General features: G+C 64.9%; 7 protein-coding genes. 1 reads left to right on the top strand and 6 read right to left on the bottom strand.

Features of this window, described 5'->3' with window-relative positions; translation table 11 throughout:
- Positions 1-55 precede the first annotated feature (55 nt).
- On the bottom strand, positions 56-277 hold the full coding sequence (locus tag AC1D12_RS19760) for a hypothetical protein (RefSeq protein WP_465113737.1): 222 nt from the start codon (positions 275-277) through the stop codon (positions 56-58).
- On the opposite strand from AC1D12_RS19760, the gene AC1D12_RS19765 reads away from it, so the two are divergent.
- The gene (locus tag AC1D12_RS19765) at positions 267-1,379 is read left to right on the top strand and encodes an ATP-binding protein (RefSeq protein ID WP_477825159.1); all 1,113 of its coding nucleotides are present in this window, start codon (positions 267-269) and stop codon (positions 1,377-1,379) included. The two genes, AC1D12_RS19760 and AC1D12_RS19765, sit on opposite strands and share 11 nt — an antisense overlap.
- A gap of 101 nt (positions 1,380-1,480) precedes the next feature.
- On the opposite strand, the gene AC1D12_RS19770 is transcribed toward AC1D12_RS19765, so the two are convergent.
- The 5 genes from AC1D12_RS19770 to AC1D12_RS19790 all read right to left on the bottom strand — a co-directional run.
- Positions 1,481-3,166, bottom strand: a complete 1,686-nt coding sequence (locus AC1D12_RS19770) for an HAL/PAL/TAL family ammonia-lyase (RefSeq protein ID WP_465113735.1) — start codon at positions 3,164-3,166, stop codon at positions 1,481-1,483.
- Between the two features lie 5 nt (positions 3,167-3,171).
- Entirely contained in the window at positions 3,172-4,359 is a 1,188-nt protein-coding gene (locus AC1D12_RS19775) for a branched-chain amino acid ABC transporter substrate-binding protein (RefSeq protein ID WP_477842396.1), read from the bottom strand.
- 316 nt (positions 4,360-4,675) lie between these two features.
- The gene (locus AC1D12_RS19780; protein ID WP_477842398.1) at positions 4,676-5,152 is read right to left on the bottom strand and encodes a class I SAM-dependent methyltransferase; all 477 of its coding nucleotides are present in this window, start codon (positions 5,150-5,152) and stop codon (positions 4,676-4,678) included.
- Positions 5,153-5,160: 8 nt separating this feature from the next.
- The gene (locus tag AC1D12_RS19785) at positions 5,161-6,339 is read right to left on the bottom strand and encodes a DUF4382 domain-containing protein (protein WP_477825162.1); all 1,179 of its coding nucleotides are present in this window, start codon (positions 6,337-6,339) and stop codon (positions 5,161-5,163) included.
- Positions 6,336-7,082, bottom strand: a 747-nt coding sequence (locus AC1D12_RS19790) for a DUF6502 family protein (protein ID WP_477842400.1), incomplete at its 5' end; no start/stop codon positions are given. The genes AC1D12_RS19790 and AC1D12_RS19785, both read right to left, overlap by 4 nt.

Here is a 7,082-nt window from a genome sequence, read left to right on the forward strand (position 1 = left end):
GTACTTGACCGTGAAAGAGATTGCCCGTGACGAAGTCAGCCTCGTGAGAAGAAGTTCAGCCCTTGACCTGCGCGGAACCGCCAGGCCGCTTGAAAGAAGGGTTGGATGTCATGCGGACATTCTTCGCCCCAAAAAATACAGGAAGCATGTAGAAGATCGCTTCGTTCTTCCCCGGGCAGGTCGTCGAGCGCAAGCTCGCGCTGCCGGTGTTCTTGACCGACTTTCGCTTGTTCGGCGAGCCGGTGCGGCCAGGAAGCGCACCGCTGATGCGGCCCATCTGGTCCGCTGCTTCGCTGGAGCTTGAATCGCGCAGCATCGTGTCGTTCGACTTCGCCGCGTTGAACTATGCCGATCCGGCGCGCACGCGCTATCGGTACCGGCTCGAAGGGTTGGAGACGAGATGGAACGAGGCGGACAGCGCCCGGCGCAGTGCGACGTACACGATGCTGCCGACGGGCGACTACACGTTTCTGGTCCAGGCGCGCGGCGCCCGCGGAGACTGGAACGAAAGCGAGCTCGCGCTCAAGATCCGCGTTCCGCCGCCGTGGTATGCGACGTGGTCTTTCCGGATCCTTGTCGCCGCATTGCTGCTCACGACGCTCTGGCTCGCGTACCGCTTGCGCGTCCGCCAGTTGCACCGCCGATTCGCAATCGCACTCTATGCGCGGCTCGGCGAGCGTGCACGCATCGCGCGCGAGCTGCACGACACGCTGCTGCAGACMTATCAGGCGTCGCTGCTCTGGTTCCGTACGGCCCTCAACGCCCTGCCGGAGCGGCCGCTCGAAGCGAAACAGCGGCTCGAGCTCGCTCTCGATCGTGCAGAGTCGGCGATCGTCGAAGGGCGCCAAGCCGTGCAGGGCCTGCGCACCTCGACCGTCGAGGTCAATGACCTCGCCGAGGCGATCGCTGCGATCGGCGCCGACTTGACCAATGCCCATCCGGCGGCCAACGCGCCTGTCGCCAATGTCGCGGTCGACGGAGCGACGCGCAACTTGAACCCGCTCGTGCGCGAGGAGGCGTGGCGCATCGCCGGCGAGGCGCTGCGCAACAGCTTCCGACACGCCGACGCACGGCACATCACCGTCACGCTGCACTACGGCGTGCGGCAGTTCCGGCTGACGATCGTCGACGACGGCAAAGGCATCGACGCGGTGACGATCGCGGGCCAGCAGCCCGCCAGCCACTTCGGGTTGCCGGGCATGCGCGAGCGCGCCGGCATCATCGGTGGGCAGCTGGACGTCCGCAGCGCGATCGGGCGCGGCACCGAGGTGGAGCTCCGGGTGCCCGGACGCACCGCCTACGATGCGGCCGCGCACACTTGGCACTGGTGGGATGCAATCCGGCGCGAGCGCCCACCCGCGGAGAATGCCGACCGGTAGGGCATCAGCACCTGAGGCACGGATCAGTTCGTGCCGAGCGCGGGTTGCTGCTGAACGCGAAGCAGAGATCGAAGATGATCGCGTGGGCGAGCTGCCTCCTGTCAGCCGGGCACGGCCGGCTGCTTGAATGCATTTGGCCACAGCGGCCCGCTTGCCGCTTCGACGGCCCGGGAAATCTCCCCGCCCACCACCAACTCCCTGAGCGCTTCGATGTCCTCGCAGACCCAGCGGTCGCTGCCCAGCGACGCGGGTACGTGAGCCCGCACGGCTTGCCAGGCTGCTCTGCTTCCGGCACCAACGGGAAAGGCCGCCAGATCCCTCTCGGCCAGGTCCAACGCCTGTGTTGCCAGCAGCATTTCCACCGCAACCACCGTCTGCGCGTTCTGAACGACAGTGCGTGAGCGCCGGGCCGCAAAGCATGAATTGCTGATGTGATCTTCGGTGTTGCCCTTGGCCGGCAAGCTGGTCACGCTGGCGGGGCTGCAAAGCCCCATGTTCTCCAGAACCAGTGCGGTGCCCATGCTTTGGACACCAGCCAGGCCGGTGTTCACGCCGGCGCGCTCGGCGATGAGGCCGCCGGGCAAATCGAAGCTGCATGCGGGATCCACAAGCCGGGCACTGCGCCGATCGCAGATGGCGGCCAAGTCCGTGACAACCAGTGCCAGCAGGTCCATGGCCTGCGCGATGTACTGGCCATGAAAGTGGCCGCCCGACACGACCGCATAGCCGTCGCCTTCTCGAAAGATCAGTGGGTTGTCGGTTGCACTGTTCATCTCCGTCGCAAGGATCGTGTCGATGTAGTCGAGCGCATCGAGCACCGGACCATGAACCTGCGGCGCGCACCGCAAAGAGTAGGCGTCCTGGATGCGCGGCGCAATGGGCGGCGCATGGGGCGTTCCTGCCAACGTGGCGTCAAGCCCGGCTGCGCTGCGCAGGCGCACCTGCCGGGCGGGCTCGGTGCATCGCTGCGTGCCGTGCAACACGCCGCGCAGCGATGCGGCCACCGCGCGTTGCCCTGGATGCAAACGCGCCAGCATCACCCTGTCATCGAAACATGACAACTCTGCGCGCAACGCCTCCAGCGACAGGGCGAGCGAAATCGTTGCCTCGCCAAGCAGACAGCGGGCATCGTAGGCAGCCAAGGCCGCATAGGCGAGCGACGCCGTCGTGCCGTTGATGAGTGCCGTCGCGTCCTTGGCCTGGACATCGATCGTCGAGGGCAGGCCAGCTGCCCGGAAGGCATCTGCCGCCGGCATCACCTGTCCCTTGTATTCGACCTTGCTCCGGGGCAAACCCATCATGGCGCCACTCATCATCGCCAGGGGCGCCAGGTCGCCACTGGCGCCCACGCTGCCCTTGGTCGCCACCAGGGGCGTGATGCCGTGGTTGAGCATCGCCAGCAAACGGTCAACGATCTCCAACCGCACGCCCGAGTAGTTGCTTGCGAAAGCGTTGACGCGCAGTGCCATCATCGCTCGGACGACCTCCACGGGCATCGGTTCTCCCGTGCCGGCGGAAGCCGCACGGATCAGGTTGGTCTGGAATTCCACCACTTGATCCGCGTCGATTCGAACGCTCTTGAGTGCGCCGACACCGGTGTTGAACCCGTACATCAAAGGCGCGCTGTCGGTGAGCAGGCGACTGTCGATGTAATGCCTCGTTGCCTGGAGCAGGCTGCGCGACGTTGCTGCCAGCTGCACCGGAGCGTTGAACCGAGCGATGGCGATCAGGCCATGACTGTCCAGGTCGCCGCCATCAAGGACGACCAGATCCCGCGGCGTGCCCATCGTGCTCACTCCAACGGCGTCTTTGCGCCGTCCTTGTAGGAGTAGAGCGTGATCGCGGGCGCCTGCAGGTCGCCGGCTTCATCGAACCGGATTTCGGTCGTGACGCCCTTGAAGTTGGCTTCGACGATCCTCGGACCGAACTGGCGTGGATTGACCGAATTCGACCGCTTCATCGCATCCGCGATGACCAGGAAGCCGTCATAGGTGTACGGTGAAAACAGGATGTATTCCTTGGGAAACCGGGCGTCGTAGCGCTTCTTCCACTCCGCACCACCGGGCATGCTGGCCAGCGAGGCACCACCTTCGGCACAGACGACACGAGACAAGGCGGGAGCATTTCCGGCGAGCTCCGCGAGATGACTGGTGCAGAGGCCGTCGCCGCCCAGCAACCGCACGTCGCTCATGCCCAGCTRATGCATCTGGCGCAGCATGGGGCCAGCCTGGGCATCGCCGCCTCCGAAGAAGATCGCCTCCACGTTCTTGCCCTTGATTTTCGTCAAGATGGCTGAGAAGTCCGTCGCCTTGTCATTCGTGAACTCTTCGGCGACCACTTCGATGCCCGCAGCTTTGGCTCGCGCCCTGAATACGTCGGTTACACCCTGTCCATTGGCCGTGCGATCGTCGATCAGGGCGATGGTTTTGATCTTCAGGTTTCTGGCCGCGTAGGCTGCCACCCCCGCACCCAGCGCCTTGTCGCTTGCGAGCATGCGGAACGTGTTCTTGTAGCCCTGTTGCGTGAGTTTGGGATTGGTAGAGCCCGGACTCAGGAACGGAATCCCGCAATCCCGATAGACGCGGGATGCAGGGATGGCCGAACCGGAGTTTATGTGTCCGATGACTGCAGCGACGCCGGTATCGCAGAGCTTTTGCGCGGCGAGCGTTCCCTGGCGTGGGTCGCCGGCATCATCCTCCACCTCGAGTCGAAACTCGATGCGCTTGCCTGCGATGACCAACTTTCGAGCATTCAAATCGTCGATGGCCATGAATGCTGCATTGCGCGTGTCTTTGCCATAGTGGGCCATATTGCCCGAGGTGGGCCCCACGTGGCCCAGGCGTACGATTTCCACGGGTTGCCCTGTCGCATTCGCCATGCCGAAGAGAGATGCCAGAAGCGCTGGATATTTGACCTTCATGATGATGAATGGTTGGGTGGAGACGGAGGGTTGGCTGATTCCGTGCTTGCCGGCGGGCATTCCGTGAGGATGTTTCGGTTCTCGCGCCAGGCGCAGGGCCGCTGGCCACTATACGGGAGAGACCGTACCGCTGGTTATCGTGATCAGTGCTGCATATTGCAACGAAACTCTCCATGAGTTACTCGTTGTTGATGCGCAGCCGGCGGCATTTGAACCGGCGGCTCGGATCTCGATTGGCTTGCAGGAATATATTGAAATTGCAACCGTCCGTTATTCAGATTCGATCCGCTCAGAATCTGAAAGGCATGGACGGCTTTCGCCTTGCGAAGATTGCCGCGCACAGCGCCACGCAGCCAGGCTGCGCTCGCTGACCTCGCTATACCGGCCCAGGCGGCGGGCTGACGTGACCCGTCACCAGGGTGGTTCCGCCAGCGCGGACACAACGGTGCATCTTGTCGACATACCGTGCTCTTCGCGCCTCACATTGCATCGTTCCGTAGTGGTTCMCATCGAACCAGACGTCGTAGGCGTGATCCGGCAGCTCAACGTCGACGACGTCTCCCACCTTCCATGCAACGTACTTGGAAAGCGAGCCGAATCGCTGCTTGAGGTTGTCGATGACCGCGGCGGACTTGTCGACGACCGTCAGTTCGACATTGCATTCCATCAGCAGGACTTCGAGATCCGACCGGTTCTCCCCGCCGATGGCAATCACGGACAGGCTCGTCGGGCGAACCCCCAGGGAGCGGCCGTCCTTGCCGTCCTTGCGCATGGCCGTCGAGAGAGGTCCCCATCCTGGCGTGAAGGTGTGAGCGTGGGATCGCAGGAGGCTGGCTTTGGACTTCGGCAGCATGGCAGGCGTCAGGGGAACGTGAAGTTCAACGGAGCGACAGGGGCGGATGTGTCCACTGCCTGCGCTTTCGAGGTGCCGGAGGAGGTGGCCTCCACGCTGTAACGGCCTGCTGCGCCCGCGTCTGCGATGAAGTTCAGCAGCAGGGGGTCCGCGGCGTAGGGCGATGAGACCGGCGCACCGTTCGGCAACATCAGCTGGAAGCTGCCGTTGAGGCCGTCCACGATGCCGCTGCGGACCTCGACGGTGATGTTGCCGCCGAACGTCTGAAGGGCGCGAACCGTGGCCGATGCCGGCGTCACCGTTCCGGTCACCTGCCGGTCGGCGGGCGTGGAGATCGCAGGGGCGATCGGCAGCGCGGCACTGGCGACGTAGGTATACGCTGCCAGGGTCACAGGCACGCCTGTCGTCACCGCCGTCACATGCCCGGCGGCACTGACGACGAGGTCGTAGCTTCCGATGGGAACGGGGTACAGCACGAACTTTCCGGTCGTGTCCGGGGCGGTGGCCTTGACCACGATGCCGGCGCTTTGCACGGAGACTGTGGTGCCGGCGATCGCGAGGGACGGGTCGACGTAGCCGACCACCCGCTGTCCGGCATCGGACAACACCGTCGTCGCGGACAGGACAGGCTTCAGGTTGTAGCGGCCGGAGTTGCCGAGTCGAACGACGGACCTGCAGGCGTCGAAGTCGAGGGCGACGTCGACCACTTTCCCGGCGGGAACGTCCACGTCGAGGTTCAGCTTGAGCCCGGTCTGCTCGGCGCTCGGAGTCTCGAGCGCCGTCTCCTGGCCACCTGTCGGCACCACCGAATTGGCAAGCGGATGCGCCGCGTCGTTTGCCGCCAGCACCAGCCGAAGCTGGGTGTACCGGCCGGCCGGCAACGAGGTCTGGCCGAGGTCTTCCAGCACGCCGTTCGTGAGCGTCAGCAAGTCGATGCGACGGGCCGGCGACAGCACCACCTCCGACCAGCCCGCTTCGTCGTCACCCGCCGTCGGGCTCTTGTTCACCCGGACCCGCTCGATGGTGACATTCACAGAGTCGTACCCGCACGCCGGCGCATCGCCGATCGACACCCGCATCGTGCCCGCGTCCTGTCCCGTCCCGCCGATTCCGCCGCCGCCGCCACAGCCCGCGGCGATCAAGACGGATGCGACAAGGCTGGCGCCGGCGATTCTGAGTGTCTTCATGGTGTCGAACCTCGTTGCGTGTCGGGAGCCGCCAGCGGCTCCTCGAAGTAATAGATGCCCAGCCCGACGCGGGATCGCGGGACGGGTGGCTGCCCCGGCTCGTCGTCGGTGTCGTGTGCCGCGAGCCAGCTGTCCAGGGTCTCGAGCAGGGCTTGAGCCTTGGTGGCGCTGATCTTCCGGAACGCTCCCAGGTCGCGGGTCGGGATGCTGTCGTACATGACCTTGCGCTGATAGCGCGGGTCGGTCGAGCCGTGCTGGACGTTGTGGTCGATGGTGTCGATCAGATCGGAGGTGTCGCTCCCCAGGATGCTCAGTTTCTCCAGCACGCCGGCCTGGGGGACGTACGCGCGCTGCAAGGGCTCGATGAGGCCGTCCTCGCGCCGGCCGATCGCGCCGACGCGAAGCAGCTCATCGAGCACGGCCCGGGCAGGCATGTCGCCGCTGTGCCGCTTGACCAGCGTGGCAAAGCTGCGTTCGCCGTCGATGGCGACGGCCATGGGCTGGCCGGAGCCGTCGAGATAGTCCGGATCGCGAATCCATCCGGTGAGGACGCGGGCCGCGCGGTTGTACTCCTGCGCGGTGGTGGCGCTGTCAGGACCTTCGCTTTCCAGCAGGCGTTGCACATCCTTGCGAGACAGGCCCGTCAGGATCGATGCGCGGGAGATCGATGCCTTCTTGCCTGGCAGCGCGAACTCCTGGAGCGCCACCTCGACGTAGACGTGCTTTGCCAGCTCCTGGAAGGC

The organism is Rhizobacter sp. P1_G5 (genome assembly GCF_056405435.1).

Excerpts from the sequence above, each read along its gene's own strand:
- AC1D12_RS19760 (WP_465113737.1), bottom strand. The coding sequence starts at position 277 with ATGGGCCGCATCAGCGGTGCGCTTCCTGGCCGCACCGGCTCGCCGAAC.
- AC1D12_RS19770 (WP_465113735.1), bottom strand. The coding sequence starts at position 3,166 with ATGGGCACGCCGCGGGATCTGGTCGTCCTTGATGGCGGCGACCTGGAC.
- AC1D12_RS19785 (WP_477825162.1), bottom strand. The coding sequence starts at position 6,339 with ATGAAGACACTCAGAATCGCCGGCGCCAGCCTTGTCGCATCCGTCTTG.